The 26,725-nt window shown below is 63.9% G+C and carries 26 protein-coding genes and 1 pseudogene; 16 read left to right on the top strand and 11 right to left on the bottom strand.

All coding sequences use genetic code 11. The annotated features are described in order from the left end of the window. The first annotated feature begins 96 nt into the window (after positions 1-96). Complete coding sequence (locus tag AC1DNF_RS15645) at positions 97-1,791, top strand: NAD+ synthase (protein WP_478149523.1); 1,695 nt, start codon at positions 97-99, stop codon at positions 1,789-1,791. Beyond that, positions 1,788-2,126: a P-II family nitrogen regulator gene (locus tag AC1DNF_RS15640; RefSeq protein ID WP_478149522.1), complete on the top strand. Its 339-nt coding sequence runs from the start codon at positions 1,788-1,790 to the stop codon at positions 2,124-2,126. Before AC1DNF_RS15645 ends, AC1DNF_RS15640 begins: the two co-directional genes overlap by 4 nt. A 53-nt stretch (positions 2,127-2,179) precedes the next feature. Here AC1DNF_RS15640 and AC1DNF_RS15635 read toward each other — a convergent pair whose 3' ends face one another. The 6 genes from AC1DNF_RS15635 to AC1DNF_RS15610 are packed head-to-tail and all read right to left on the bottom strand — an operon-like array spanning position 2,180 to position 5,619. Beyond that, positions 2,180-2,770, bottom strand: coding sequence for an LOG family protein (locus AC1DNF_RS15635; protein WP_478149521.1), 591 nt, complete (start codon positions 2,768-2,770; stop codon positions 2,180-2,182). 29 nt (positions 2,771-2,799) lie between these two features. Beyond that, entirely contained in the window at positions 2,800-3,192 is a 393-nt protein-coding gene (locus AC1DNF_RS15630) for a diacylglycerol kinase (RefSeq protein WP_478149520.1), read from the bottom strand. Further along, the gene (locus AC1DNF_RS15625) at positions 3,189-3,770 is read right to left on the bottom strand and encodes an RDD family protein (RefSeq protein WP_478149519.1); all 582 of its coding nucleotides are present in this window, start codon (positions 3,768-3,770) and stop codon (positions 3,189-3,191) included. Before AC1DNF_RS15625 ends, AC1DNF_RS15630 begins: the two co-directional genes overlap by 4 nt. 27 nt (positions 3,771-3,797) lie before the next feature. After that, a complete protein-coding gene (locus AC1DNF_RS15620; protein ID WP_478149518.1) occupies positions 3,798-4,616 on the bottom strand; it encodes a DUF3106 domain-containing protein in 819 nt (272 codons plus the stop codon). A gap of 14 nt (positions 4,617-4,630) precedes the next feature. After that, complete coding sequence (locus AC1DNF_RS15615; RefSeq protein WP_478149517.1) at positions 4,631-5,056, bottom strand: DUF3619 family protein; 426 nt, start codon at positions 5,054-5,056, stop codon at positions 4,631-4,633. After that, positions 5,053-5,619 (bottom strand): RNA polymerase sigma factor, encoded by a 567-nt coding sequence (locus AC1DNF_RS15610; RefSeq protein ID WP_478149516.1) that lies wholly within the window; start codon positions 5,617-5,619, stop codon positions 5,053-5,055. The genes AC1DNF_RS15615 and AC1DNF_RS15610 overlap by 4 nt, the downstream gene beginning before the upstream one ends. 289 nt (positions 5,620-5,908) lie before the next feature. Here AC1DNF_RS15610 and AC1DNF_RS15605 point away from each other — a divergent pair, with 289 nt between their 5' ends. The 7 genes from AC1DNF_RS15605 to AC1DNF_RS15575 all read left to right on the top strand — a co-directional run bounded on the left by AC1DNF_RS15605 (position 5,909) and on the right by AC1DNF_RS15575 (position 15,144). Beyond that, complete coding sequence (locus AC1DNF_RS15605; protein WP_478149597.1) at positions 5,909-7,693, top strand: acetolactate synthase 3 catalytic subunit; 1,785 nt, start codon at positions 5,909-5,911, stop codon at positions 7,691-7,693. Positions 7,694-7,824: 131 nt separating this feature from the next. Further along, the gene (gene ilvN, locus AC1DNF_RS15600; protein ID WP_286368027.1) at positions 7,825-8,316 is read left to right on the top strand and encodes an acetolactate synthase small subunit; all 492 of its coding nucleotides are present in this window, start codon (positions 7,825-7,827) and stop codon (positions 8,314-8,316) included. Positions 8,317-8,360: 44 nt separating this feature from the next. Beyond that, on the top strand, positions 8,361-9,377 hold the full coding sequence (ilvC, locus tag AC1DNF_RS15595; protein WP_478149515.1) for a ketol-acid reductoisomerase: 1,017 nt from the start codon (positions 8,361-8,363) through the stop codon (positions 9,375-9,377). Positions 9,378-9,541: 164 nt separating this feature from the next. Next, positions 9,542-10,366 carry a CDP-diacylglycerol--serine O-phosphatidyltransferase gene (pssA, locus tag AC1DNF_RS15590; protein ID WP_478149514.1) on the top strand — a complete coding sequence of 275 codons (825 nt, stop codon included), beginning with the start codon at positions 9,542-9,544 and terminating at the stop codon, positions 10,364-10,366. Positions 10,367-10,543: 177 nt separating this feature from the next. After that, positions 10,544-12,247: a 2-isopropylmalate synthase gene (leuA, locus tag AC1DNF_RS15585; RefSeq protein ID WP_478149513.1), complete on the top strand. Its 1,704-nt coding sequence runs from the start codon at positions 10,544-10,546 to the stop codon at positions 12,245-12,247. Between the two features lie 59 nt (positions 12,248-12,306). After that, complete coding sequence (locus tag AC1DNF_RS15580; RefSeq protein WP_478149512.1) at positions 12,307-13,845, top strand: 2-isopropylmalate synthase; 1,539 nt, start codon at positions 12,307-12,309, stop codon at positions 13,843-13,845. A gap of 117 nt (positions 13,846-13,962) precedes the next feature. Further along, positions 13,963-15,144, top strand: a complete 1,182-nt coding sequence (locus AC1DNF_RS15575; protein WP_478149511.1) for a serine hydrolase — start codon at positions 13,963-13,965, stop codon at positions 15,142-15,144. Positions 15,145-15,198: 54 nt separating this feature from the next. Here the strand turns inward: AC1DNF_RS15575 and AC1DNF_RS15570 are convergent, their stop codons facing one another. The 3 genes from AC1DNF_RS15570 to aat are packed head-to-tail and all read right to left on the bottom strand — an operon-like array spanning position 15,199 to position 17,521. Then, positions 15,199-15,993 carry an IclR family transcriptional regulator gene (locus AC1DNF_RS15570; protein WP_478149510.1) on the bottom strand — a complete coding sequence of 265 codons (795 nt, stop codon included), beginning with the start codon at positions 15,991-15,993 and terminating at the stop codon, positions 15,199-15,201. 29 nt (positions 15,994-16,022) lie between these two features. Continuing rightward, the gene (locus AC1DNF_RS15565; RefSeq protein ID WP_478149509.1) at positions 16,023-16,772 is read right to left on the bottom strand and encodes an arginyltransferase; all 750 of its coding nucleotides are present in this window, start codon (positions 16,770-16,772) and stop codon (positions 16,023-16,025) included. Continuing rightward, entirely contained in the window at positions 16,769-17,521 is a 753-nt protein-coding gene (gene aat, locus AC1DNF_RS15560) for a leucyl/phenylalanyl-tRNA--protein transferase (protein ID WP_478149508.1), read from the bottom strand. The genes AC1DNF_RS15565 and aat overlap by 4 nt, the downstream gene beginning before the upstream one ends. A 134-nt stretch (positions 17,522-17,655) precedes the next feature. On the opposite strand from aat, the gene AC1DNF_RS15555 reads away from it, so the two are divergent. Then, the gene (locus tag AC1DNF_RS15555) at positions 17,656-19,965 is read left to right on the top strand and encodes a xanthine dehydrogenase family protein molybdopterin-binding subunit (RefSeq protein WP_478149507.1); all 2,310 of its coding nucleotides are present in this window, start codon (positions 17,656-17,658) and stop codon (positions 19,963-19,965) included. A 21-nt stretch (positions 19,966-19,986) separates the two neighbouring features. Here AC1DNF_RS15555 and pobA read toward each other — a convergent pair whose 3' ends face one another. Further along, on the bottom strand, positions 19,987-21,168 hold the full coding sequence (gene pobA, locus AC1DNF_RS15550) for a 4-hydroxybenzoate 3-monooxygenase (RefSeq protein ID WP_478149506.1): 1,182 nt from the start codon (positions 21,166-21,168) through the stop codon (positions 19,987-19,989). Between the two features lie 134 nt (positions 21,169-21,302). Between pobA and AC1DNF_RS15545 the strand changes: the two genes are divergently transcribed. The 6 genes from AC1DNF_RS15545 to AC1DNF_RS15520 all read left to right on the top strand — a co-directional run bounded on the left by AC1DNF_RS15545 (position 21,303) and on the right by AC1DNF_RS15520 (position 26,568). Next, the gene (locus tag AC1DNF_RS15545; protein WP_478149505.1) at positions 21,303-22,073 is read left to right on the top strand and encodes an IclR family transcriptional regulator domain-containing protein; all 771 of its coding nucleotides are present in this window, start codon (positions 21,303-21,305) and stop codon (positions 22,071-22,073) included. Between the two features lie 59 nt (positions 22,074-22,132). Then, a complete protein-coding gene (locus AC1DNF_RS15540; protein ID WP_478149504.1) occupies positions 22,133-22,792 on the top strand; it encodes a response regulator in 660 nt (219 codons plus the stop codon). Then, entirely contained in the window at positions 22,789-24,102 is a 1,314-nt protein-coding gene (locus AC1DNF_RS15535; protein ID WP_478149503.1) for an ATP-binding protein, read from the top strand. The genes AC1DNF_RS15540 and AC1DNF_RS15535 overlap by 4 nt, the downstream gene beginning before the upstream one ends. Positions 24,103-24,216: 114 nt before the next feature. Then, positions 24,217-25,692, top strand: a complete 1,476-nt coding sequence (locus AC1DNF_RS15530) for a DegQ family serine endoprotease (RefSeq protein WP_478149502.1) — start codon at positions 24,217-24,219, stop codon at positions 25,690-25,692. 138 nt (positions 25,693-25,830) lie between these two features. Beyond that, positions 25,831-26,181: a hypothetical protein gene (locus AC1DNF_RS15525; RefSeq protein WP_478149501.1), complete on the top strand. Its 351-nt coding sequence runs from the start codon at positions 25,831-25,833 to the stop codon at positions 26,179-26,181. Between the two features lie 21 nt (positions 26,182-26,202). Continuing rightward, positions 26,203-26,568 (top strand): FHA domain-containing protein, encoded by a 366-nt coding sequence (locus tag AC1DNF_RS15520; protein ID WP_478149500.1) that lies wholly within the window; start codon positions 26,203-26,205, stop codon positions 26,566-26,568. Between the two features lie 30 nt (positions 26,569-26,598). Here the strand turns inward: AC1DNF_RS15520 and AC1DNF_RS15515 are convergent. Next, positions 26,599-26,725, bottom strand: a pseudogene (locus AC1DNF_RS15515) (IS110 family transposase); the annotation flags it as partial.

The following is a 26,725-nucleotide window of genomic DNA, read 5'->3' as shown; positions in this document are numbered from 1 at the left end:
GGGTAACAGCCCTCGCGGCCCGGCGTGGAAAGGCCGGCACAAGCCATGGCGCCCGAGGGCGAATGACATAATCATTCAAGCTTCCCTCTGCCCTGTATGACCTTGAAACTCGCCATCGCGCAACTGAATTTCGTGGTCGGTGACCTCGCCGGCAATGCGCGAAGGATCATCGACGCGGCCCGTGATGCCTACGCGCAGGGTGCGCGGCTGCTGCTCACGCCCGAACTCTCGATCTGCGGCTACGCGGCCGAGGACCTGTTTCTTCGGCCCGCCTTCGTGGCGGCCTGCGATGAGGCGGTCCTTTCGGTGGCCCGGGAGCTCGCGGATCTCTCGGGCATGGTCGTCGTGGTCGGGCATCCCACCGGAGGCAGCCTGCGCAGCAGGTCGGTCGCGGTCCAGCTCCGGTACAACGCGGCGAGCGTGCTCGGCGAGGGGCGCATTCTTCAGACCTATGCGAAGCGCGAATTGCCCAACTACCAGGTGTTCGACGAGCGCCGCTACTTCACGCCCGGAGAGGGCGTCTGCGTGTTCGAGGCGGGCGGCGTCGCGGTCGGTCTACTGATCTGCGAGGACGCCTGGTTCGATGCGCCGGCGCAGCTCGCGAAAGAGGCCGGTGCCGAAGTGCTGGCGGTGATCAATGCCTCTCCTTACCACGTCGGCAAGGTGGGCGAGCGGGTGGCGCGCATGGCCGAAAGGGCCAAGGCCGTGAGCCTGCCGCTCGTCTATGCGCATCTGGTGGGCGGCCAGGACGAAGTGGTGTTCGATGGCGCCTCCTTCGCGCTGCAGGCGGACGGGACGGCAGCGCTGCGATCGGAGAGCTTCAAGGAGGAACTTGTCTTCGCGCAGCTCGAGCGCGCCGCTGGTGTCATCGGCTTCACGCATGACGAGCGCGCCTTGGCCGTTCCTCGCGTAGACGAGGCTCAACTGTGGGACGCACTGGTCCTGGGGGTGCGCGACTACATCGGGAAGAACGGCTTTCCGGAGGCCATCCTGGGGCTTTCCGGAGGCATCGACTCGGCGCTGGTGCTGGCCATCGCGGTCGACGCATTGGGCCGCGACAAGGTTCGCGCGGTGATGATGCCTTCGCCTTACACGGCGGACATCAGCTGGATCGATGCGCGGGAGATGGCCAGGCGGCTCGGCGTGCGCTACGACGAGATCTCGATCAAACCCACCTTTGAGGCGTTCCTGGGCGCGCTGGCCGGGGACTTCAAGGGACTGCCGGAGGACACCACTGAGGAAAACCTCCAGGCCAGAATCCGCGGCACGCTGCTGATGGCACTGTCCAACAAGCTCGGTTCGATCGTGCTGACCACCGGCAACAAGAGTGAAATGGCCACCGGCTATTGCACGCTCTACGGGGATATGGCGGGCGGTTTCGCGGTCATCAAGGATCTCCTGAAGACCACGGTTTTCGCATTGGCGCGATGGCGCAACGCGCACGACCCCTACGGCACCGGCGCCGAGCCGATCCCAGAACGCATCATCACGCGCCCGCCAAGCGCCGAATTGCGGCCCGACCAGACCGATCAGGACAGTCTCCCGCCTTACGACGTCCTTGACGGAATCCTGTCACGCTACATGGAAGACGATGAAGGCATCGATGAGATCATTGCGGCGGGCTATGAGCGCGCCGTCGTCGAGCGTGTGGCTCGGCTGATCAAGATCAACGAGTACAAGAGGCGCCAGGCGCCAGTGGGCATCAGGGTGACCCACCGCAGCTTTGGCAAGGATTGGCGCTACCCTATCACCAGCAAATTCAACGAAACCGCCGGAAGAAAGACCGTATGAAGCAAATCACTGCCATCCTCAAACCGTTCAAGCTCGAAGACGTGCGCGAGGCCTTGGCCGAGGTGGGCGTCACCGGCCTCACCGTGACCGAAGTCAAGGGCTTCGGCAGGCAGAAGGGGCACACCGAACTCTACCGTGGGGCTGAGTACGTGGTCGACTTTCTGCCGAAGATGCGTGTAGAAGTGGTGGTCAACGAGGCCGATGTCGAGCGCTGTGTCGATGCGATCGTAGGCGCGGCGCGCACGGGGAAGATCGGCGACGGCAAGATCTTCGTCACGAATGTCGAGCGTGTCGTGCGCATCCGCACAGGCGAAGAGAACGAGCAGGCTGTCTAGTCGGGCCTGGCCGCCGCGTGCGGCGGACTTCGCGGAGAATGGTCGGCCGCTGCCTAGAGGACCTCGGCGAGCTTGTCGCCTCCGGGGTGGTGGCGCGCCTCTTCGACGAGTGTTTCGAGCAGTATGGGTGCATCGACGCCCGTGCGCACCAATGCCATCTGCCACTCGCCCATGAAGCCTTCACGCACGCTGTGCGCCAGGAAGGCGAGCATGGCGTCGTAGTAGCCGGCCGCGTTCAGGATGCCCACCGGCTTGTCGTGGTACCCGAGCTGGCGCCAGGTCCAGATTTCGAACAGTTCCTCGAAGGTGCCTATGCCGCCGGGCAGGGCGATGAAGGCGTCGGCGCGTTCGCCCATCATCGCCTTGCGTTCGTGCATGGTGTCGACGATGTGGAGTTCATCGCTCAGTTTGTTGGCGAGTTCCTTGTCGACCAAGGCCTTGGGGATCACGCCGACGACGCGGCCACCTGCCATGCGGGTCGCTTCGGCGACGGTGCCCATCAGACCGGTGCGGCCGCCGCCGTAGACCAATTGGCCGCCTCGTTCGCCGATCCAACGGCCGACCGCCTGCGCGATGGCCATGAACTCCGGGCGCTCGCCAGGTCGCGAGCCGCAATAAACACAAATGGAAAAAGAAGGAGTCATACCGCCATCATGCCGCGACCCGGTTGCCCCTAGACGAGGAATCGCTGCCACAGGGCCGCCGCCCAGACGGTCCCGCACAGGAGAATGGAAAGCAACACGGCAGCGCTGCCCATGTCCTTGGCGTTCTTCGAGAACGAATGCCACTCCGGACCGACACGGTCGATGGCGGCCTCGATACCGCTATTGAGCAGTTCCACGACCAGCACCAGGACCACTGTTGCCCCAAGCAGCGCCACCTCGACCCAACTGCGACCGACCCAGAAGGCTGCTGGCAGCATCACGATCGCGCATGCGACTTCCTGGCGGAACGCCGCTTCGCCCCATCCCGCACGGAATCCATCGAGGGAAATGAGCGCCGCATGCCAGACACGGCTCAAGCCCCGCCGCGATTTCTGCGGGTTGACCGAATCGTCTGAGTTCATCTGCGGCTGAGCGGCTTGGAGGGGATGAGGCGCGTACCCGCCCAGGCGTCGTGCCAGAACTGGCGCTCGGGCTGAAATCGCGCGAGCAACGCCCAGATGAGCACCCAGCCGAACACCAACAGTGCGACCTCCCCACCCCCGAGGTGGAAAGGCTGCACGGCGGCGAGCGGCGGCAGGAACCAGACCCAGCTCAACAAGTAACGAAGCAGGGCGCGGCCCTGCGTCAGGGGACGACCAAGGCGGTCGACGATCCGGATGCCCCAGGTCTTCATGGCGAGGGTCTGGCCCTTGGACCAGAACCAGACGAAGTAGACGCCGAAGACGACGAACAGGAAAGCTTGCAGCAGGTGCCGGCGCGAATCCATTGCATCACGCATCTGACCCAGGGTGCTGAACAGCCAGCCGGCGACGAACACGACGGCAAAAAGGAGCATGCCTTCGTAGAGCCAGCAAGCCATCCGGCGCCAAAGTCCGGGGGCGCTCAGTTGGGAAGAGGCATTCAGGAAGTCGGCGTGGGGCGCGTCAGTGGCCGGGCGGGGGCCGGACTGTCCGGCGCTATCGGGGGAACTGGGAGCCATCAACACCTTGAATCAGGGCGCGCGAAATCAGGGCGCGGAAGAGGGTTGCTCAGTGACGCGCACTGGCGGTATCGCAGGCGCCGGCGTTTCGGCCGGCGCTGGTGTCTGCGAAAGCGTCGACAGCGCCGGCACCTGGGCTTCGGGGCTCACGGGGGCCCCGCCGGAGGGGATGGGCGCGGCAGCGGGAGCCGGAGCGAAAAGCAAGGGGCGCGCCGGCGAGGATGGCGCGAGCTGAATGCGTGCCGTGTGCTGTCCGTCCGCCGATACTGGCGGCACAGGGGCAAGCTTCTGGGCGGGCACGGGCCTGATCGTTGGCGCGGCGCCGTGCGGCCGAGGCGCCGCGCGGGCCGCCAGCCTGCCTTTTTCTTCTTCGCTGAGAGCCTGATAAGCCTCCCATTTGGCCTTTCGCTCGTCGATCGGGACGTCCTTGACCTCCGCGAAATTGAGTCGCGCCTGCGCGCGCTGCTGGTTGGTCAGGGCGGCCCACTCCGTCATGCGGCTATGGAGTATCTCCTGGTCTGCGGCGGGCATCTTGGCGTAGTTGCGCGACAGGGCCAACCACTTGCGCTTGTGCGGCTCGCTCAAACTGTCCCAATGCGACGCCAGCGGATGCAAGGCGCGCTGCTGGCGAGCCGTGAGGTCGCGCCACAGCGGCTTGGAGAGCGTCTGCCTTGCGGGAGCGGGTGCGGCCTGCATCACCGCGTCGCCCGGTTGAGCCTTGGCTGACGATCCGGCGAAACCCAGGGCTGCGACCACGAGACTGGTGCCAGCCCACACGACCGCTGCCCAGGAACGCACACGCCACCGGCTGAGCGTCTTCGCACGGGCGAGGGAAGGTTGAGGCATGCGTTGTCCGGGGATCAGTGTTCGGCTTCGGCGCTGGTTTTCAGGAACTGGGCAAAGCCGGGGTCCGTATAGGCGGCCGGGGGCAGGTCGTCCGTCAGCAGGGCCGAATCGACCTCCGCCAGTTCGTTGGTCCGGCTGTCATCCTGCATCACGCTGATGGCCACGAGGCCCGCGACGAGCGCAACCAGCGGCACGACCGAGCCGATGCGCGTCCACCAGCCGGCACCGAGCGCGGCCGAACTTCCGCTCGACACGATGGCGGGCGCTGCCTGCATCTGTCGCACGAACCTGCGTCGCTCGATGGCCTGCATCCGCGACACGCGCAGACGCTCGCTGATTTCGTGCGGCAGATCGAGGTTGCCAGCCGAAAGCCGGCTAGCGACTCTGCGGCCGAATTGTTCTTCAAGCGCGGCGGAGGAGGCGGAGATTGTTGTATTCATAGCGAAATTCCCTTGGCTTTGAGTGCTTTGCTCAGAGCATGCACGGCACGCGAACAGTGGGTTTTGACGCTCCCTTCGGAGCAGCCCATGGCCGCAGCAGTCTCGGCGACGTCCATTTCCTCCCAGTAACGCATCAGAAAGGCCTCACGTTGACGACCCGGCAGTGCGGCGATTTGTTCCTCGATCTCGCGAAAAATCTGGCCGCGGCGCGTCGTATCCTCGGCGCTCTCGGTTTCGCGGGTGTCCGTTGGGAGGGCGAAGTGCTCGAGGAGGTCGAAATCTCCGTCGTCGTCCACCGTCTCGAAATCGCTGAGGTTCGAGAACAACGCCCGGCGGGTCTTCTGGCGCCTGAACCAGTCGAGCGTGCAATTCGAGAGGATGCGCTGGAAGAGCATCGGCAACTCGTTGGCCGGCTTGTCGCCATAGTGCTCCGCGAGCTTCATCATGCTGTCCTGCACGATGTCGAGCGCCGCCTCGTCGTCCCGCACATGGTAGACCGAGCGCTTGAAGGCGCGCCGCTCGACGCTTTTCAGGAAATCGGAAAGTTCTTGTTCAGTGGCCAAGCGAATCCGGCGCAGGAGAGGCGCCGCGTGGGGATGTGTCTCAAGGACATTGGATGGTTTTTTGCCGCCGGGAATTATGCCTGCCAGCGAAAGCCAGGGCGCCGCGCTGGCCAGTCGCCGTATTTCCGGTGTCATAATTCGGCCTGCAAGTCAAAAGGCAAACGGGTCAAGGTCCGGCGGTATCACTCATCCGCCCATGGCTTTGGCCTCAAGTTCTGACGCGGCTTCACAAGAGCTGGCGAAAGGGCACCCAAGGTTTTTCGTTCCCGAAAAAACGCAAAGGTTGATCATGGAAATCTCAAAGGCGGAACTCTCCTCCGCGGCAGCCGCATCCTCAGGAATGGGCACTCAGGTTCAAGAACTCATGGGCGCCGAGGTGCTGGTCAAGGCACTGCAGGCCGAAGGCGTCAAGTACGTCTGGGGCTATCCCGGTGGCGCGGTTCTCTACATCTACGACGCGTTCTACAAGCAGGACACCATCCAGCATGTGCTGGTTCGCCACGAGCAGGCCGCCGTGCATGCTGCCGACGGATACGCCCGCGCGACCGGCGATGTCGGCGTGGCGCTCGTGACCTCGGGGCCAGGGCTCACCAATGCGGTCACAGGCATCGCGACCGCCTACATGGACAGCATCCCGATGGTGATTATCTCGGGCCAGGTGCCGACGGCGGCAATCGGGCTTGATGCGTTCCAGGAATGCGACACCGTCGGCATCACGCGCCCGATCGTCAAGCACAACTTCCTCGTCAAGGATCCGAAGGATCTGGCGATGACCATGAAGAAGGCCTTTCACATCGCGCGCACCGGCCGTCCAGGCCCCGTGGTGGTGGATGTGCCGAAGGACGTTTCGTTCAAGAGGACTCCGTACAGCGGCTATCCCGACAAGGTCGAGATGCGCTCTTACAACCCGGTGCGCAAGGGCCACGGCGGGCAAATCCGCAAGGCGCTGCAGCTTCTGCTGACGGCCAAGCGGCCTTACATCTACACCGGTGGCGGCGTGCTGCTGAGCAACGCGACGGCTGAACTGCGCACGCTGGTCGATATGCTCGGCTACCCGGTCACCAACACGCTGATGGGCCTGGGCGCCTATCCCGCCAGCGATCGCAAGTTTCTCGGCATGCTGGGCATGCACGGCACCATCGAGGCCAACTACGCGATGCAAAACTGCGACGTGTTGCTGGGCGTGGGTGCGCGCTTCGATGATCGTGTGATCGGCAACCCGAAGCACTTTGCGCAGAACGAACGCAAGATCATCCATATCGACATCGATCCTTCGAGCATCTCGAAGCGGGTGAAGGTCGACATTCCGATCGTCGGGGACGTGAAGGAAGTGCTGGGCGAACTGATCTCGATGATCAGGGAAAGCAGCAACCGGCCAGACCCGGCAGCCCTCGGCGGCTGGTGGGAATCGATCGAAGCATGGCGCAGCAAGGACTGCCTCAAGTACGACCGCGGCAACAAGGATGTGATCAAGCCGCAGCACGTCGTCGAGACGCTGTGGAACATGACCAAGGATACCGACACGTACATCACGTCGGACGTCGGCCAGCACCAGATGTGGGCGGCCCAGTACTACCGCTTCGATGAGCCGCGTCGATGGATCAATTCCGGCGGCCTGGGGACCATGGGCGTGGGCATTCCTTATGCAATGGGTGTCAAGCTCGCGAAGCCCGAGTCGGAGGTTTTCTGCATCACGGGCGAGGGCTCGGTGCAGATGTGCATCCAGGAGCTTTCCACCTGCCTGCAATACAACACGCCGATCAAGATCTGCTCGCTCAACAATCGCTACCTGGGCATGGTGCGGCAGTGGCAGGAGATCGAGTATTCAGGTCGCTACAGCCACAGTTACATGGACGCGTTGCCCAATTTCGTGAAGCTCGCCGAAGCCTATGGCCACGTCGGTATGCTGATCGAACGGCCACAGGACGTCGAGCCCGCGCTGCGCGAGGCGCGCAAGCTCAAGGACCGCACGGTCTTCATGGATTTCCGCACGGACCCCACCGAGAACGTGTTCCCGATGGTCAAGGCGGGCCATGGCATCACCGAGATGATTCTGGGTTCCGAAGATCTTTAATCCACCCACCCCATAGCTCCTGGTCCATAGGACCAGGGTTTCGACTCTCCAACTTCGACGAATCTATTGCCCGCCGAGCCCGCGCATTACCGTGCGCGGGGGAGGGCGGCGAAAAGAGGAGTCCGATCGACATGAAACACATCATTGCCGTGCTGCTCGAAAACGAGCCCGGTGCACTCTCGCGCGTGGTGGGCCTGTTTTCGGCTCGCGGCTACAACATCGAATCGCTGACCGTGGCGCCCACGGAGGACGCAAGCCTGTCGCGGATGACCATCGTCACCGCGGGCTCCGACGATGTGATCGAACAGATCACCAAGCACCTGAACCGCCTGATCGAGGTCGTCAAGGTCGTCGACCTGACGGAGGGCTCCTACACCGAGCGCGAACTCATGATGGTGAAGGTGCGTGCGGTCGGCAAGGAGCGCGAGGAAATGATGCGCATGGCCGAAATCTTCCGCGGCCGCATCATCGACGTGACCGACAAGAGCTACACGATCGAGCTCACTGGCGACCACGGAAAGAACGATGCCTTTCTCGAGGCCATCGACCGAGGTGCGATTCTCGAAACCGTTCGCACCGGAGCCAGCGGCATCGGCCGCGGCGAGCGCATCCTGCGCGTTTGAACAAGCAGCAGTTCCACATCCACCGAATCAACGAAGGAGTAATCATGAAGGTCTATTACGACAAGGACGCCGATCTGAGCCTCATCAAGGGCAAGACGGTCGCCATCATCGGCTACGGCAGCCAGGGCCACGCGCACGCGCAGAACCTGAACGACAGTGGCGTGAAGGTCGTCGTCGGGCTGCGCAAGGGCGGTGCCTCGTGGCCCAAAGTCGAGAAGGCCGGGCTCAAGGTCGCTGAAGTCGCCGACGCCGTGAAGTCGGCCGATGTGGTCATGATCCTGCTGCCCGACGAGCAGATCGCCAACGTCTACAAGAACGACGTCGCCCCGAACATCAAGCAAGGCGCTTCGCTCGTGTTCGCGCATGGCTTCAACGTGCACTACGGCTTCGTCCAGCCGCGCGCCGACCTCGATGTGTGGATGGTCGCTCCCAAGGCTCCTGGCCACACCGTGCGCAGCACCTACGCCCAGGGCGGCGGGGTGCCTCATCTGATTGCCGTGCACGCCGACAAGAGCGGCAAGGCGCGCGACCTCGCGCTCTCCTACGCCACGGCCAATGGCGGCGGCAAGGCCGGCATCATCGAGACCAACTTCCGCGAAGAGACTGAGACCGACCTGTTCGGGGAACAGGCCGTGCTGTGCGGCGGCACCGTCGAGCTGATCAAGGCCGGCTTCGAGACGCTGGTCGAAGCCGGATATGCGCCGGAGATGGCCTATTTCGAATGCCTGCACGAACTGAAGCTGATCGTCGACCTGATCTATGAAGGCGGCATCGCCAACATGAACTACTCGATCTCGAACAACGCCGAGTACGGCGAGTACGTGACCGGCCCGCGCATCGTGACCGATGAGACCAAGAAGGTCATGAAGCAGGTCCTCAAGGACATCCAGACCGGCGAATACGCCAAGAGCTTCGTTCTCGAAAACGCGGCCGGCGCGCCCACGCTGATCAGCCGCCGCCGTCTGAACTCCGAGCACCAGATCGAAGTCGTCGGCGAGAAGCTGCGGGCGATGATGCCCTGGATCAAGAAGAACAAGCTGGTCGACCAGACCCGCAACTGATCGGACTCGCTCCGACCTGCCAGGGCCACCTTCCGGTGGCCCTTTTCTTTCATGGGGCGCCCGTGGCGCCTGAACTACACTGCGACCGATGCGATCGACACCCAGTTCTGCAATGAATCCGACAGCCGCTTGCGCCCGATCCGTGCGCGCCGGAGGCCGTTGTCATGCATGACGACACGCTCCCTGACGATGTCACGCCGCGCAAGCGGCGAAAGGGCATCTATATCCTGCCCAACCTGTTCACCCTGGCGGCGTTGTTCGGAGGCTTCTATTCGGTCGTGATGGCCATGAATGCGCGCTTCGACCTCGCGGCGCTCGGCGTGTTCGCCGCCATGATCCTCGACAGTCTCGACGGCCGCGTCGCTCGCATGACCAACACGCAAAGCGCGTTCGGCGAGCAGATGGATTCGCTCTCCGACATGGTGTCCTTCGGCGCCGCGCCCGCGTTGATTGCCTACGAGTGGTCGCTCAAGGGTCTCGGCCGCTGGGGCTGGATCGCCGCCTTCGTCTATTGCGCGTGTGCGGCACTTCGGCTTGCGCGCTTCAATGTCAATACCGGCGTCGTCGACAAGCGCTGGTTCCAGGGGCTGCCCTCGCCGGCGGCGGCTGCGCTGGTGGCTGGCTTCATCTGGCTCATGACGGAGTGGGGCAAGCGTGGCGGCGAGGTGCTTTACCTTTCCTGGTATCAGATCACGTGGATCACGTTCGCATTCACGCTCTATGCGGGCCTTGCGATGGTGACCAACGCGCCGTTCTACAGCTTCAAGGACGTTCAGATGAAGAAGAGCGTGCCGTTCGCGGTCATCGTGCTGATCGCGCTCGGGATCGCCGTCATCAACATCCATCCGCCGACGGTGCTGTTCGGGGTGTTCGTCGCCTATGGGTTGAGCGGATTCGTGGTCTATGGCTGGCGCAAGGCCAAGGGTCAGCAGGTCAGCGTCATCAGCATCTCGACCGACGAGCCCGACGAACGTGGCCTGCACAAGTGATGCGCCCTGTGCTACATTCACCGCTCCCATGAACAAGATTTCGCTGGCCCTACTACTGATCCCCTTCGGGCGGAGACGGTAGCGCACGCGCAGATCCCTCACCACGGCCCGTTCGCACCAGCAACGGGCCGTTTTGTTTGGGGTTGCTGGTTGATCCAACCACAGCGAGAAATTCAAATGTTGAAGCAACCCGACCGCAAGTACCGTGCCTTCGCACCGATCGGCCTCAAGGACCGCACCTGGCCCGATGCCGTGCTGAACCGGGCTCCGATCTGGCTGTCTACCGACCTGCGCGACGGTAACCAGGCGCTGGTGGAGCCCATGGACATTGCTCGCAAGATGCGCATGTTCGAGACGCTGGTGGCGATTGGCTTCAAGGAAATCGAGGTCGGCTTTCCATCCGCTTCCCAGGTCGAGTTCGACTTCGTGCGCAAGCTGATCGAGGAAGACCGTATCCCGGACGACGTGACGATCCAGGTGCTCACGCAGGCGCGAGATCATCTCATCGAGCGCACCTTCGAGGCCCTGCAGGGCGTGCCACGCGCCATCGTGCATCTGTACAACGCCGTGGCGCCCATCATGCGGCGTGTCGTGCTCGGCATGGACGAAGATCAGATCGTCGAACTCGCAACCACGCATGCGCGCATGTTCAATGCGTGCGCGGCCAAGCAGCCGGATACACAGTGGAGCTTCCAGTATTCGCCCGAGATGTTCTCCGGCACGGACCTCGCCTTCTCCAAGCGCGTGGTGGATGCGGTCACTGCCGTATGGGCGCCCACGCCCGCGCGCAAGTGCATCATCAACCTGCCTTCGACGGTCGAGCATTCAACGCCCAACATCTTCGCTGACATGATCGAGTGGATGCATCGCCACCTGGACCGGCGAGACGCGATCGTGCTGTCTGTGCACCCGCACAACGATCGCGGCACGGGCACGGCAGCCGGCGAGTTCGCATTGATGGCGGGCGCTGATCGTATCGAAGGATGCCTGTTCGGCAACGGCGAGCGCACCGGCAACCTCGACCTCGTCAACGTGGCGCTCAATCTCTATACGCAAGGCGTTTCGCCCGGGCTCGACTTCTCGAACATCGACGAAATCCGCGCCACCGTCGAGCACTGCAACCAGTTGCCTGTGCATCCGCGACATCCCTATGCGGGCGATCTGGTCTACACCTCTTTTTCCGGCTCGCACCAGGATGCGATCAAGAAGGCCTTTGCGGCGCGCAAGGATGATGAGATCTGGGACATGCCCTACCTGCCGATCGATCCGAAGGATGTCGGCCGCAGCTACGAGGCGGTGATCCGTGTCAACAGCCAGTCGGGCAAGGGCGGCATCGCCTATCTGCTGGAAAGCGAATATGGGCTCGAATTGCCGCGGCGCCTGCAGATGGAATTCAGCCAGGCCGTGCAGCGCGTGATGGATGTCGCCGGCAAGGAACTCACGGCGGCTGATCTCTGGCAATTGTTCGAGCGCGAATACCGAATCAATGACGATGCGGGGCCTCAACACCGGGTGCTCGAAGAGCAGGGCGAGGGCGCCGGCGCAACGGTGGTGTTGCGCGCTGATCTGCCCTGGGAAGGTGAGATGCGAAAGATCGAAGGGCGCGGCAATGGGCCCATCGATGCGTTCATTCATGCGTTGGGCGAGGCCACCGGGCACTCGATTCGAGTGATCGACTATCACCAGCATGCGATCGGTGCGGGCGCCGACGCACAGGCCGTGGCCTACCTCGAACTTCGGGTCGACGAAACGACGACCCTGTTCGGGGTCGGCAGGGACGCCAACATCATTTCCGCGTCGCTCAAGGCCATCGTCTCCGGTCTGCAGCGGGCCAGGGCGAAGGGCGCGCGCAGCGCACAATTCGTGGTTCAGCCCGCCTGAAGCAATAGCCGAAACGTCAGCGCAGGGGCAACCGCAAACCAAGGACAAGGAGATCCACGATGGCCGACAAACTGATCATTTTTGACACCACCTTGCGCGACGGCGAGCAATCGCCGGGCGCCTCGATGACCAAGGACGAGAAGCTGCGCATCGCACGCCAGCTCGAGCGCCTGCGGGTCGACGTCATCGAAGCCGGCTTTCCCGCCAGTTCCAACGGCGATTTCGAGGCTGTGAAACTGATCGCGAACGCCATCAAGGATTCGACAATCTGTGGGCTATCGCGCGCCAATGACCGGGATATCTCCCGAGCTGCGGAGGCGCTCAAGGGGGCGGCCAGCGGGCGCATTCACACCTTCATTGCCACCTCGCCCCTGCACATGGAAAAGAAACTCCGCATGACGCCGGACGAGGTATTCGAGCAGGCGAAGCTTGCAGTGCGTTTCGCGCGCAACCTGGTGGGTGATGTGGAATTCAGTCCGGAAGACGGCTACCGCAGCGACGTCGATTTTCTGTGCCGCGTGCTGGAAGCGGTCATCAAGGAGGGCGCGACCACGATCAACGTCCCCGATACCGTCGGCTACGCGGTTCCGGAGCTGTACGGCAATTTCATCAAGACGCTGCGCGAGCGAATCCCGAACAGCGACAAGGCGATCTGGTCGGTCCATTGCCACAATGACCTCGGCATGGCGGTCGCCAATTCGCTGGCCGGCGTCAAGATCGGAGGCGCGCGGCAGGTCGAATGCACCATCAATGGTCTAGGCGAACGCGCCGGGAATTGCTCCCTCGAAGAGATCGTGATGGCGGTGAAGACCCGCAAGGACTACTTCGGCCTTGATCTCGGAATCGATACGAAGCACATCGTGGCGGCCAGCCGCATGGTCAGCCAGACCACCGGTTTCGTGGTGCAACCCAACAAGGCGGTCGTCGGCGCCAACGCCTTCGCCCATGCCTCGGGCATCCATCAGGACGGCGTGCTCAAGGCGCGCGACACTTACGAAATCATGCGTGCCGAAGACGTTGGCTGGAGTGCGAACAAGATCGTGCTCGGCAAGCTGAGCGGACGCAACGCCTTCAAACAAAGGTTGCAGGAGCTGGGCGTGACCATGGAGAGCGAGGCCGACATCAACACGGCGTTCACACACTTCAAGGAACTGGCCGATCGGAAAAGTGAAATATTTGATGAAGACATCCTTGCGCTTGTAAGCGCCGAAGAGATGTCACACGTTGCTGAACAGTTCGGATTTGTATCCTTGTCGCAGCACAGCGAAACAGGCGAGCGGCCGCAGGCTCGAATCGTCTTCACCGTGAGTGGCAAGGAAGTCACCAGCGAATCCGATGGCAACGGTCCGGTCGATGCATCGCTGAAGGCCATCGAGGCTCATGTCAGGAGTGGCGCCGAGATGGTGCTCTACTCGGTGAATGCGATCAGCGGGTCGACGGAAAGCCAGGGAGAAGTGACGGTGCGGTTACAGAATGCGGGCCGGGTCGTCAACGGCGTCGGGGCGGATCCCGACATCGTGGTGGCTTCTGCCAAGGCTTATTTGAGTGCGCTCAACAAGTTACAGAGCCAAGCTGAGAGAGTGGCGGCACAAGGTTAGTTGTTGCTGGATCCTTGTTTTCGAAATGAAGAAGAGGATGCAAGTAACTGATATTGCGTGTCTTTTTTGATTTCGATAAACTGCGGTTTCCTTTTGTCACCGCTGGAGAGTTTTTAGATGCCCGAAGCCCGTTTCCACCGAGTTTCAAGCCAGCGGTTTCTTCCCGCCCTTCGTCTGGTCGCCGTCGCTCTCTGCGCGACGGCGTTCTTGCTGCCTGCGGCTAACGCTGCAAAGAAGACGCCGGCGAGCAAGAAAGCGGCGACCGTTGTCGTGGACAGCAAGCACAGGGCGGCGCACCGAAGCACAAGCTCCAAGCGCAGCGCCAAGGCCGACAGGGAAGAGCGCGTGGTGAGCGGCGGCAGCAATGTGGTGGCCTCGATCCGCAAGAGGGGCGGCAAGACTGTAGTGGCCGTACAACGCCGCTCGGTGGTGCGCGTGGCTGAACCCGCTCGACTGTCCTATGGACAACTGGCCGGTCTCCACAGCACGGAAGATGCGCTCGACCTGAAGTCCAGCGTCGCCTTGGTGATTGACCAGGATACGCGCGAAGTGTTGTTCAGCAAGAACGACCATGCCGTGCTTCCCATCGCATCGTTGACCAAGCTCATGACGGGTCTGCTTGTGAGCGAAGCCCATCTTCCCTCCGACGAGTTGATCACCATCAGCCAGGACGATGTCGACACCGAAAAGCGCAGCGGCTCCCGCCTGAGCGTCGGCACGACGTTGTCTCGCGGCGAGCTTCTCCACCTCGCATTGATGTCGAGCGAGAACCGTGCCGCGCATGCGCTCGGGCGGACCTATCCCGGCGGCCTGGCCACCTTTGTGAGCATGATGAACGCCAAGGCCAAGATGCTCGGCATGAAGGACACACGCTACGTGGAGCCGACCGGCCTGTCGAGCCGCAATCAGTCGAGCGCGCAGGATTTGGCATTGCTCGTCAATGCGGCCTATGCAGATGCCACAGTGCGCGAGCTGTCCACCTCGCCGGAGCATCAAGTGGAGGTGGGTAACCGCGTCTTGCAGTTCAACACCACGAACCGTCTGGTCAAGAACCCTGATTGGGACATCGGCGTGCAGAAGACGGGCTATATCACCGAGGCGGGTCAGTGCCTGGTGATGCAGACCAAGATCGCCGGCCGCAAATTGATCATGGTGTTTCTTGACTCCGCCGGCAAGCTCAGTCGCATCGGCGATGCCGAGCGTGTGCGGCGCTGGGTCGAGGCGACGCAGAACCACTTGACGAATCCCGCGGCTCCTGCTGCCGCATCTCAGAACGTTGCCGCGCACGTCGCGGGCTAACGACCCCTTGGCTTTTCGTGGCGCCTGAGTGGCGCCGCACCTGAAGACTGGAACTCAGGCGGGAGCCTGCGTCCCAGTCTTGAAGCCCAGGGCGCTCGAGATTTCATTGGCCGTCGCCTGCAGTTTCGGCAGCCAGCCGTCGTCGAGCCGATCCGCTGGGGCCGAAATCGACAGCCCCGCGATCAGCTTTCCCTGATCGTCGTAGATGCCGGCGGCCATGCAGCGCACGCCGAGTTCCAACTCTTCGTTGTCGCGCGCAATACCGTACTGCCGCGCCTTGGATAACTCGCGTTCGAGCGCAGGCAGTTGCGTGATGCTGTTGCGGGTGTGTCCGGCCAAGCCGGTCCGTGTGGCGTAGCTGCGCACGCGTTGCGGCTCGTCGACTGCCAGGAACAGCTTGCCGGTCGACGTGAGATGCAGCGGCGCCCGCCCTCCAATGGCGCGCACCACCTGCATGCCCGAGCGCTCGCTGTAGGCACGCTCGATGTAGACGATCTCGTCTCCCTGGCGCATGCTGAGATTGACCGGCTGCTGCGTAAGTTTGTGAAGTTCGCGCATCGGCGTCATCGCGGCGTCGCGCACGTTGAGCCGTCCCTTGACCAGGTTGCCCAATTCCAGGAGTCGCATTCCGAGCCTGTAGCTGCCAGCTTCCGGGCGGTCGACGAAGCGGCCGACCGCCAGGTCATTCAGGATGCGGTGTGTGGTGGAAGGATGCAGCCCCGTCTTCTCGCTGATCTCCTTGAGGGAGATCGCTTCCTCCCGGGACGCCAGCACGTCGATGAGCGAGAACATTCGCTCAATGACCTGGATGACAGGCGTGGCAGGAACGTCGGAGTGGGGTTTTCTCATGTGCAACACGGTAAGGACCGGTCGCCATTTTACTTGGTGAAATCATCCGGCGCTTGCCAGCGCCCGTCTTTGAGCAGTTCATGTGGCTCATAGAGGGCCTTGTAGTTCATCTTTGAACTGCCCTCGATCCAGTAGCCGAGGTACACATGGGCGAGTTGCAGCTTTCGCGCCTGTTCGATCTGCCAGAGCACACTGTAATTACCGTAGCTTGTGCCTGGCTCCGGCTCGTAGAAGGTATACACCGCCGAGAGCCCATCATTCAGGACATCGAGAATCGACACCATCTTGAGCACGCCGGCGCTGCCGTCAGGCTGGGTTTCCCGGAACTCGACGAGCCGCGAATTGACCCGGCTCTGGAGCAGGAACTGGGTGTACTGGTCGATGCTGTCATGATCCATCCCGCCACCCGAATGCCGGCCGTTCTGGTAGCGCAGATACAGCTGGTAGTGCTCGGGCACGAAGCAGAGTTTCAACACGCGTGCCTGCAGGTTGGCGTGACGTGCCTTGGCTCGGCGCTGGCTGCGTTTGGGGCGGAAATCGTTCACCAGCACGCGCAGCGGGATGCAGGCATTGCAGCCGTCGCAATAGGGCCGGTAGGTGAACATGCCACTGCGCCTGAACCCGCTCAACACGAGATCCGAGTACGCGTCGTTGTGGATCAGGTGGCTCGGCGTGGCAACCTGGGAGCGCGCCTGCCTGTCCGGCAGATAGCTGCACGGGTAGGGTGCCGTCGCGTAGAACTGCAGTGTGTGAAGTGGGAGATCCTTGAGGTGCGTCACGTCGTGAAGGTGGGTCGCGCTGACAGGAGTTCATTCCAGTATACGGGCTCGAACCGCCACGCAGGGCCCGTCTTGGCGCGCGCGTCGGCGACATGCGACAGAAACCGCTCGCGAGGGACTTCCCGAGCCCCGAAACTTGCGAGATGAGCCGTGTTCTGCTGGCAGTCGATCATCACGATGCCGTGTCGGCGGCAGAAGCACACCAGCGCGGCCAGGGCAATCTTGGAGGCGTCCGCCCGGCGCGTGAACATCGATTCGCCGAAGACCGCACGGCCGATCGCGACGCAATACAAGCCACCCGCGAGTTCGCCGTCGATCCAGGTCTCGACGCTGTGAGCATAGCCGGCACCGTGCAGCGCGATGTAGGCGCGCACCATTTCCGGCAGGATCCAGGTGCCCGACTGGCCGGGTCGAGGCGTCTGCGAGCAGGCGCCGATGACTGATTCGAAAGCATGGTCGATGCGGATTTCGCAGCCCGGCGCCGAGCGAAAATGATTGAGGGTCTTGCGCAGCGACCGATGAAGTCTGAACCGGTTCACCTCGAGCACCATGCGCGGGTCCGGGCTCCACCAGAGGATGGGCTGGCCCTCGCTGAACCAGGGAAAGATGCCATTGCCATAGGCCTGCAACAGGCTGGAGATGTCGAGCCCTCCGCCCGCCGCGAGCAGGCCGGGCACAGGGTCGGATTCGCCCCACGCCATCGCGGCGTCGGGCAAGGGGTCACCGGGGGCAAGCCAAGGCAGTTGCATGGGTGGATATATACATGGCTTTGGTCAGCCACGCGCCATCGCAAGCCTAAACTTCCTGAAGCCCATATAGTCGTTGCTGCAATCGCGAAAAACGCTCACGAAAAAGGACAGCGGTGATACCTGAAACGAACCCCATGCGCTTTGGCAGCGGCCAAGCCGTTCGCCGGCTCGAAGACGAAAGCCTGCTGGCCGGTGCCGGGCGATATACCGACGACGTCACGCTACCGGGTCAGACTTACCTGAGCTTCGTGCGTTCCCCGTACCCCCATGCGCGAGTCGTGTCGATCGACACCCAGTCGGCCGCTGCCATGCCTGGCGTGCTGCGGATCATCACAGGCGCGGATCTGGACCGGGCCGGCGTCAAGCCCATGCCGGGCGCCGCAGCCTTCAAGCGCGCCGACGGCTCCGATTGCGCGACGCCTCCCCGGCGCGTTCTGGCCCTCGATCGGGTCCGCTTCGTCGGCGAGCCGGTCGCTGTCGTGGTCGCGGAGACGGCTGGACAAGCGCGCGATGCCGCCGAGGCGGTGATGGTGGATTACGAAGAGCTTCCGATGGTGGTGACCCTCGCCGGCGCGACCGTTGACGGCGCCCCTCTGGTCTGGGATGAGGCGACCGGCAACATCGCCGCCGAAATGCGCCATGGCAGCGTCGACGCGACGAGCGCGGCCTTTGCCAAGGCCGCCCACGTGGTCGCGCTCGATGTGGTCAACCAGCGAGTCGTCGCCCTGACGATCGAACCACGCACAGTGCTCGCTGATTTCGACACCGCGTCAGAACGGATCACGATCCGCATGAGCACGCAGATGCCTTCCGGCGTGCGTGGTTCGGTGTGCGACGCAATCGGCCTGCCCAAGGAGAGGGTGCGCGTCGTGGTCGGTGACGTCGGTGGCGGCTTCGGCATGAAGACCGGCGCCTATCCCGAAGACATCGCGGTGGCCTTCGCCGCTCTCGCAGTCCGCCGCCCCGTGAAGTGGGTGGCTGATCGCAGTGAGGAATTCGTCTCCACCGCGCACGGCCGCGACATCGAAGCGCGGGCTGAGATGGCGCTCGATGCTCAAGGCAAGATCCTCGCGCTGCGCATCAAGACCCTGGCCAATGTCGGCGCCTACGCCACCGGCACCGGCGTCGCCATCCAGTTGCTGATCGGCCCCTGGGTGCAGACCAGCGTCTATGACATCCAGACCATCGATTTCCATTTTCATGCGGTGCTGACCAACACCGCGCCCACCGGCGCCTATCGTGGCGCCGGCCGGCCCGAGGCCATCTATACGATCGAGCGCCTGATGGACGAGGCGGCGCGCCAGACCGGCATCGACCGCATCGAACTGCGGCGGCGCAATTTCATCCATCCGGACCAGATGCCGTACACGAACCCGATGAAGCAGACCTATGACACGGGCAAGTTCGAATCGGTGATGGACCAGGCGCTCGCGCTGGCTGACTGGGAAGGCTTTGACGCCCGCGCGGCCGAGTCGAAGCGGCGGGGCAGGATGCGAGGCCTCGGTATCGCCACCTTCCTGGAATGGACCGGCGGCAACGTGTTCGAGGAGCGCGTGACGGTATCGGTGCAGGCTGACGGCATCATCGAGGTGTTTTCCGCCGTGAACGCGATGGGACAGGGCATCGCGACCACCCTGGCGCAGCTCGCCGTCGACGCCTTCGGCGTGCCGATCGACAAGGTCCGCGTCGTGCTGGGTGACACCGACCGTGGGGACGGCTTCGGCAGCGCGGGCTCGCGCTCGCTGTTCACCGGCGGCTCGGCCGTCCGGATAGGTGCCGAGCGCACCATCGACAAGGCCAAGGCGCTTGCCGCGCAGGAACTCGAGGTTTCGGCCGCGGACGTCGAATACGCGGCCGGCGTCTTCAAGGTGGCGGGTACCGACCTGCAACTCGATCTGTTCACGCTCGCGGGTCGCCAGCCGGACCGGCAGATCTTCGTCGATTCCACCAGCACGGTGGCAGGCCCTACCTGGCCGAATGGCTGTCACATCACGGAGATCGAGATCGATCCGCCCACGGGCGAGGTGAGCGTTCTCGCCTACGCATCAGTCAACGATGTGGGAAGGGTGGTCAATCCGTTGATCGTGCGTGGCCAGCTCGAGGGCGGGGCGGTGCAGGGCATTGGTCAGGCGCTGTACGAACGCGTGGTCTATGACAGCGAAACCGGCCAGCCGCTGACCGGCAGCCTGATGGACTACGCCGCGCCGCGCGCGGACACGATCGCTTCGATGTTCCGCATGGAGATGGACGAGTCGACACCATGCAAGAACAATCCGCTGGGCGTGAAGGGCGTGGGCGAACTGGGCACCATCGGCGCGACGCCGGCCATCGTGAATGCCGTGGCCGATGCGCTCGCGCGCAATGGTCTTGGCGACCGGGCGCCACACCTGGACATGCCGCTGACGCCGGCGCGCGTCTGGCAGCTGATGCAGTCCGCGCCTTGAGGGCTGCGTGACTGCCTCTTCTCAGAAGTCCTCGAGCGGCAGGCCGACGTAGTTCTCTGCCAGCGAGGTCGAGGCGGCGCGGGAGTGCACCAGGTAGTCGAGCTCGGCTTCCTGGATCTTCTGCCCGAATTCGCCGGAATCCGGGAAGCGGTGCATCAGCGAGGTAAACCACCACGAGAAGCGTTCCGCCTTCCAGACCCGGCGCAGGCAGAGGTCCGAATAGCGGTTGAGCGCCAAGTCGCTGCGCTCGCCGTAGAAGTGTTCCAGCGCGCGTGACAGGTAGCCCACGTCCGCTGTCGCCAGGTTCAATCCCTTGGCACCCGTCGGCGGCACGATATGGGCCGCGTCGCCCGCGAGGAACAGGCTGCCGAATCTCATCGGCTCGGCCACGAAGCTGCGCAGCGGGGCAATGCTCTTTTCGAGCGAAGGGCCGGTCACGAGCCGCTCGCGCGCCTCAGGGTCCAGGCGCAGGCGGAGTTCGCTCCAGAAGGCCTCATCGCTCCAGTTCTCGACGCGCTGCTCGGTCGGCACCTGGACGTAATAGCGGCTGCGCGTGGCGCTGCGCATGCTGCACAGCGCGAAGCCGCGGGAGGTGTTGGCGTAGATCAGCTCGTGAGACACCGGCGGCACGTCGGCGAGCACGCCCAGCCAGCCGAAGGGGTAGACCTTCTCGTAGGTGTGCAGCGCGGCTTGCGGCACGCTGGCGCGGCTGACCCCGTGGTAGCCGTCGCAACCAGCGATGAAATCGCACTCGATCTCGTGCGTGGCGCCATCCTTTTCATAGCGCACGCGCGGCCTGGTCGTGTCGAAATCGTGCAGGCTGACGGGGGACGCATGGTAGATCGTCTTCAGGCCTTCCGCCTCGCGCGCCTCCATCAGGTCACGTGTCACCTCGGTCTGACCATAGACGGTCACTCGCTTGCCGTCGGTCAGGCCGTACATGTCGATGCGATGCCGCTCGCCCTTGAAGAGCAGCTCGATGCCCTCGTGCGGCAAGCCTTCGGTCCTGGCGCGCATGTCGACGCCGGCACGCGCCAGGAGATCCATCGTGATCTGCTCCAGCACGCCGGCCCGGATGCGGCTGAGGACGTACTCGCCGGTCTGGCGTTCAATGATGACGTTGTCGATGCCGGCCTTGTGCAGCAGCTGGCCGAGCAACAGTCCGGCCGGCCCTGCGCCGATGATCGCGACCTGTGTACGCATGCGTGTCTCCTGAGTGCAGTTCTTGCGGTCCGGCAAGCGTAGGCCGATGCGGCATTCCCGTCTGCATCGCGGAGGCATCCTCTGTGCGATCATGAGATAAGCTGCGCGATGATCGCGCAAACCTTCATCATCCCATGACCATCGCCAAACCCGATTTCATCGAGGGCATCGCCAAGGGGATGGCTGTTCTCGAGAGCTTCGATACCGAGCGCCAGCGGCTCAACGCGACGCTGGCCGCGGAACGCGCCGGGCTCACGCGGGCCGCGGCGCGGCGCCACCTGCTCACGCTCGCCCACCTCGGCTACCTCGAAACCGACGGCAGCTATTTCTGGATGGCGCCCAAGGTATTGCGTTTCTCGGGCAGCTATCTGGCCTCGTCCCGACTGCCGCGCGCGCTGCAACCCACGCTGAACCGGCTCGCCGCGCAGACGCAGGAATCCTTTTCGGCAGTGGTTCTGGATGGCGAAGAGGTGGTCATCGTCGCGCGCAGCGGCAGCTATGGCGCGCCGACGCGTGTGCTGGCCTACGGGCTTCACCTCGGTGCCCGTCTGCCGGCGCATGCGACCTCGACCGGCCGCGTGCTCCTGGCCGCCATGAGCGCGGCTCAATTGACGCAATGGTTCAAGGGGCGCAGCCTCGCGCGGCTGACGCCTCAAACGCTCACCCAGGCACGCGAGCTGCGCCGGCGCATCGCGCAGGCCCGCAAGGACGACTTCTGCTTCGCGAGCGAGGAGCATGAGTTGGGCGTGCAGGCATTGGCGGTGCCGCTGCGCGACATGAAGGGCCGCACCGTCGCCGCGCTCAATGTGGTGCTCTCCGGCACGCAGCACCAGGAGGAGACGTTGCGCCGCGACATGCTGCCGCTGCTCTTCGAGGCGGCGCGCGAGGTGAGGGCGCTCTTGTGAGCGCGGTTGAACCTCCGCGCCGGTACGATCTCGAACCGTACTTTCCGGAGCCCTGAAACATGCGATTGCTGCTGCTTGAAGACGACGTCATGATCGGCGAGGCCGTGCTCGACCTGCTGCGCGCCGAGCAGTATGCGGTCGACTGGGTGAAGGACGGCGACGCGGCCGACCTTGCGCTGCGCACGCAGCAGTACGACCTGGTGCTGCTCGACCTGGGCGTCCCGCGACGCGATGGGCTGGAGGTGCTGCGCTCGCTGCGCGCGCGCAAGCAGCGCATGCCGGTGCTGATCGCCACCGCGCGCGATTCCGTGCAGCAGCGCATCGAAGGCCTGGACGCCGGCGCCGACGACTATGTGCTCAAGCCCTATGATCTCGACGAGCTGCTGGCGCGAATCCGTGCCTTGCTTCGCCGCGCATCCGGGCGCGCGGAACCGGTGTACGAGCACATGGGGGTCAGCATCAACCCTGTCACGCGCGAGGTCACCGTTGCCGACCAGCCGGTGGTGCTGTCCGCGCGCGAGTGGGCCGTGCTCGAACCCTTGCTTGCGCGGCCCGGCATGGTGCTATCGCGCGCACAGCTCGAGGAGAAGCTCTACAGCTGGAAGGACGAGATCAGCAGCAACGCCGTCGAGGTCTACGTGCACGGCCTGCGCAAGAAGCTCGGCGCCGATCTGATCCGCAACGTGCGCGGTGTCGGCTACATGGTTCCCAAGGAATGAGATCCCTTCGCGCTCGCCTGCTCTGGTTCCTGTTGGCTGCCATCGTGCTCGCCGCGGGCACGCAGGCCTATGTCGCCTACCGCACGGTACTCAAGGAAGCCGACGAGATCTTCGACTATCACATGCAGCAGATGGCGCTCTCGTTGCGCGCCGGCCTGCCGCCCAGCTCGGCCGTGGGCGGGCTCGGCGGCGGCGAGGAGAATTTCGAGTTCGTCGTGCAGATCTGGACGGTCAGCGGCGTGCGCATCTTCGAATCCGCAGCCCAGGCCGCGCTGCCGCAACGCGCCGTTCTGGGTTTTTCGAATGTGAAGGCGCGCGGCACCAACTACCGCGTATTTTCGATGCAGACCGGGGCTCTGGTGATCCAGGTCGCCCAGGACATGGCCGCGCGGCGCACCATGGCGGGCACGCTGGCGTTGCGCACTGTCGGGCCGATCGTGCTGGCGGCTCCCTTGCTCATGCTGGTGGTGTGGTGGGTGGTCAGCCGTTCGCTCGCGCCGGTCGCGCGCGTGCGCCGCCAGGTCGCGGAGCGACAGGCCGACGACCTGTCTCCGGTGAGTGAGGAAGATCTGCCGGAGGAAGTGCGGCCGCTGGTGATCGAGCTCAATCTTCTCTTCGAGCGCGTACGGCGGGCCTTCGATGCGCAGAAGAACTTCGTGGCCGACGCGGCCCATGAACTTCGCTCGCCGCTATCCGCCCTGAAGCTGCAGGTCCAGGCGCTGCAGCGCGCATCCGATGCGGCGACGCGCGAACTCGCCATCGGCCGCCTCGCCGCGGGTATCGACCGCTCGACGCGGCTGGTCGAGCAGATGCTGGCACTGGCTCGACACGAGGCGAGCGCGGCAGCGGGCGCGAAGCCGGAGGCGGTCAGCCTGCCGGAGGTCGCGCGCCTCGCGATTTCGGATGCCATCGCCGCCGCGCAAGCACGCCGCATCGACATCGGCATCGTCCATGCCGATCCGGTGGAGTTGATCGGTCAGGCCGATGCGCTGCGCATGCTGATGCGCAACCTGCTCGACAACTCGGTCAAGTACACACCCGAAGGCGGCCGAGTCGACCTCGCGATCCTTGCGCGCCCGGAAGGGATCGAGCTCAGCGTCGAGGACAGCGGCCCCGGGCTTCCCGCCGAGGAGCACCAGCGCGTCATCAACCGCTTTTACCGCTCGGGGGAACCACAGGCTCCGGGCAGCGGGCTTGGACTCGCCATCGTCAAGTCCATTGCCGATCTGCACGGCGCAACGGTGTCCCTGGGCCGCTCGGAGAGCCTTGGCGGCCTGCGCGTGACGCTGCGTTTTCCCATCGCACCCTGAGCTTCCCGCCGCCGGCTCGCGGCTGCTGGTGCCTGCTTGCGCTTAAGGTAGGCCTAAGCAGCTTGCCCGACATTCCTTTCATCGACTCTCGTTGACATCTCGAAAGGATTAGAAATGAAGCCCAGCCTGACCTCCCCGCGCGCGATCGTTCTTTCGCTGGCAGCCGCTGGCGTGATCGGAGCCGCCGCCGCGGGGGCTTACACCAGCGCCCATGCGATTGCCTCGGTGCCGACCGCGACGGCAGCGGCGCCCACGGCCGCCGTGCCCCTCATCACCTTGCCCGACTTCTCGGCCATCACCGCCCGCGATGGGGCGGCCGTCGTGAACATCAGTGTGACCGGTGTCACCAAGACGTCGATGGATGGCGCGGCGGGAATGGATCCCGACGACCCGATGTTCCAGTTCTTCCGCCGTTTCCAGGGGCAGTTGGGCCCGCGCGGCCCGCAGCAGCAACGCGAGGTGCCCACGCGTGGGCAGGGATCGGGCTTCATCGTGAGCGCTGACGGCGTCATCCTGACCAATGCCCACGTCGTGAAGGACGCGAAGGAAGTCACGGTCAAGCTGACCGATCGACGCGAGTACCGCGCCAAGGTCCTGGGCTCCGACGAGAAGACCGACGTCGCCGTCCTCAAGATCGATGCGAAGAACCTGCCGACCTTGGCACTGGGCAATACCAAGGACCTGAAAGTGGGCGAATGGGTGCTGGCGATCGGCTCGCCGTTCGGGTTCGAGAACACGGTCACCGCGGGCGTGGTGAGCGCCAAGGGGCGTTCCTTGCCAGACGATGGCTACGTGCCCTTCATCCAGACCGACGTGGCCATCAACCCCGGCAACTCGGGCGGCCCGCTGATCAATACGCGTGGGGAGGTGGTGGGCATCAATTCGCAGATCTATACCCGCAGCGGCGGCTACCAGGGTGTCTCGTTCGCCATTCCGATCGACGTCGCCGTGCAGGTGAAGGACCAGATCGTCGCAACGGGCAAGGCCACTCACGCACGGCTTGGCGTGGCGGTCCAGGAAGTGAATCAGACCTTTGCCGACTCGTTCAAGCTGGACAAGCCCGAGGGCGCGCTGGTGTCGAGCGTGGAGAAGGGCGGTCCTGCCGATCAGGCCGGCTTGCTATCGGGCGACGTGATTCGAAAGGTCGATGGCCAGCCGATCATTTCCTCGGGCGATCTGCCTGCCGTCATCGGGCAACAGAAACCGGGTACGAAGATCACGCTCGAAGTGTGGCGCCAGGGCGCGCGTCAGGAGATCAGTGCCCGTCTTGGCGATGCGAGCGACAAGGCAACAGCCGTCGCGAAGAACGACTCGGGCAGCGGCAACGGCAAGCTGGGCCTTGCCCTGCGCCCCCTGCAGCCGCAGGAGCAACGTCAGGCGGCAGTCGAAGGCGGCCTCTTGATCGAGGACGCCGCGGGCCCTGCGGCGTTGGCCGGGGTACAGGCGGGCGATGTCCTGTTGGCCATCAATGGCACCCCCGCCCGGAGCGTCGAACAGGTGCGTGAAGTGGTCAGCAAGGCGGACAGGTCCGTCGCGCTGCTCATCCAGCGCGACGGCGACAGGATCTTCGTCCCGGTCCGAATCGGCTAGGCCAGCGGGCATTCAGCGCGGGCGGGCGGCATTGGACGACCGCCTGGTACCGCGGCTGAATGCATCGTGCAAAAGTGCCTTTGCTGAATACTTACGACACGTAACAATTCATCTATCGACTGAATAAGAGGTTTCCCTATGGCGCTCCGTGATCTCGCTCTGACTGTTCTCGAACTGGAACCCAACGAATTTCATTGGGTTCTGATGGAAGCCGTTCAAGCGGATTCGGAAGAATGTCTCGGATACAGGCCTATCGACTCATCGACCCAGGGCCTGCCGGACTATTCGCAGGCCTTGATCCAGGGCGCTTCGGCCCTTCGCGTATTGCAAGGCCTCGCGCCTTTCGGCAAACCGGTGACGCCCGTCGGTATCGGAGAGAGTGCCGATGAAGCTCTGCAGGACAATACATCGGATTCCATGGAGTCGAGTTCAATCGAGGATCTCGATCAGGACTCCTGCATGTTCACGACCAATCACTCCGCCCTGTAAATCCTGCTCCCCAGCGAACGAATGCCAAGACTGATCGTCCTGCAGAAGAACGGCTCCGCCAAGCAGGTCAACATGGTGAGCACGCCGTTCGTCATCGGTCGCGCGGACAGCTGCGATCTCGTTCTCGACAACCCGCTGATCAGCAGAGCCCACGCTGTTGTCGAGGCCGTGGGAGATGCCGTGACGATCCGCGATCTGGAGAGCCACAACGGAACCTATGTCAACGGGCAGCGCCAGGAAGGCTGCGCGCTGAGCGCCGGTGATGAGATCAAGATCGGCGGGTACCAGATCCGATTTCTGACGAGCGGCAGCCCCATCGGCGACGCCGAGGCGCTGAGGCTGGTGACGATGCCCGGCAAGCTTGCGGACATCGATCTGGCGAAGTAGGGTGTCAGCTCTGAGCAACCGTCTTGCAAGTCAAGCCGAATGAAGCGAATCGTCCCAATGCTTGCCACTCTTGGCGATGGCGTTGAGCACCGTCAGGAGCTTGCGCATGGCTGCCACGAGGGCGACCTTCTTTGGTTTGCCGGCGACGACCAGGCGC

The organism is Variovorax sp. 01T432, from assembly GCF_056398605.1.
Note: the sequence above shows the minus strand (reverse complement) of the source record. Positions and strands in the feature narration are given on the sequence as shown.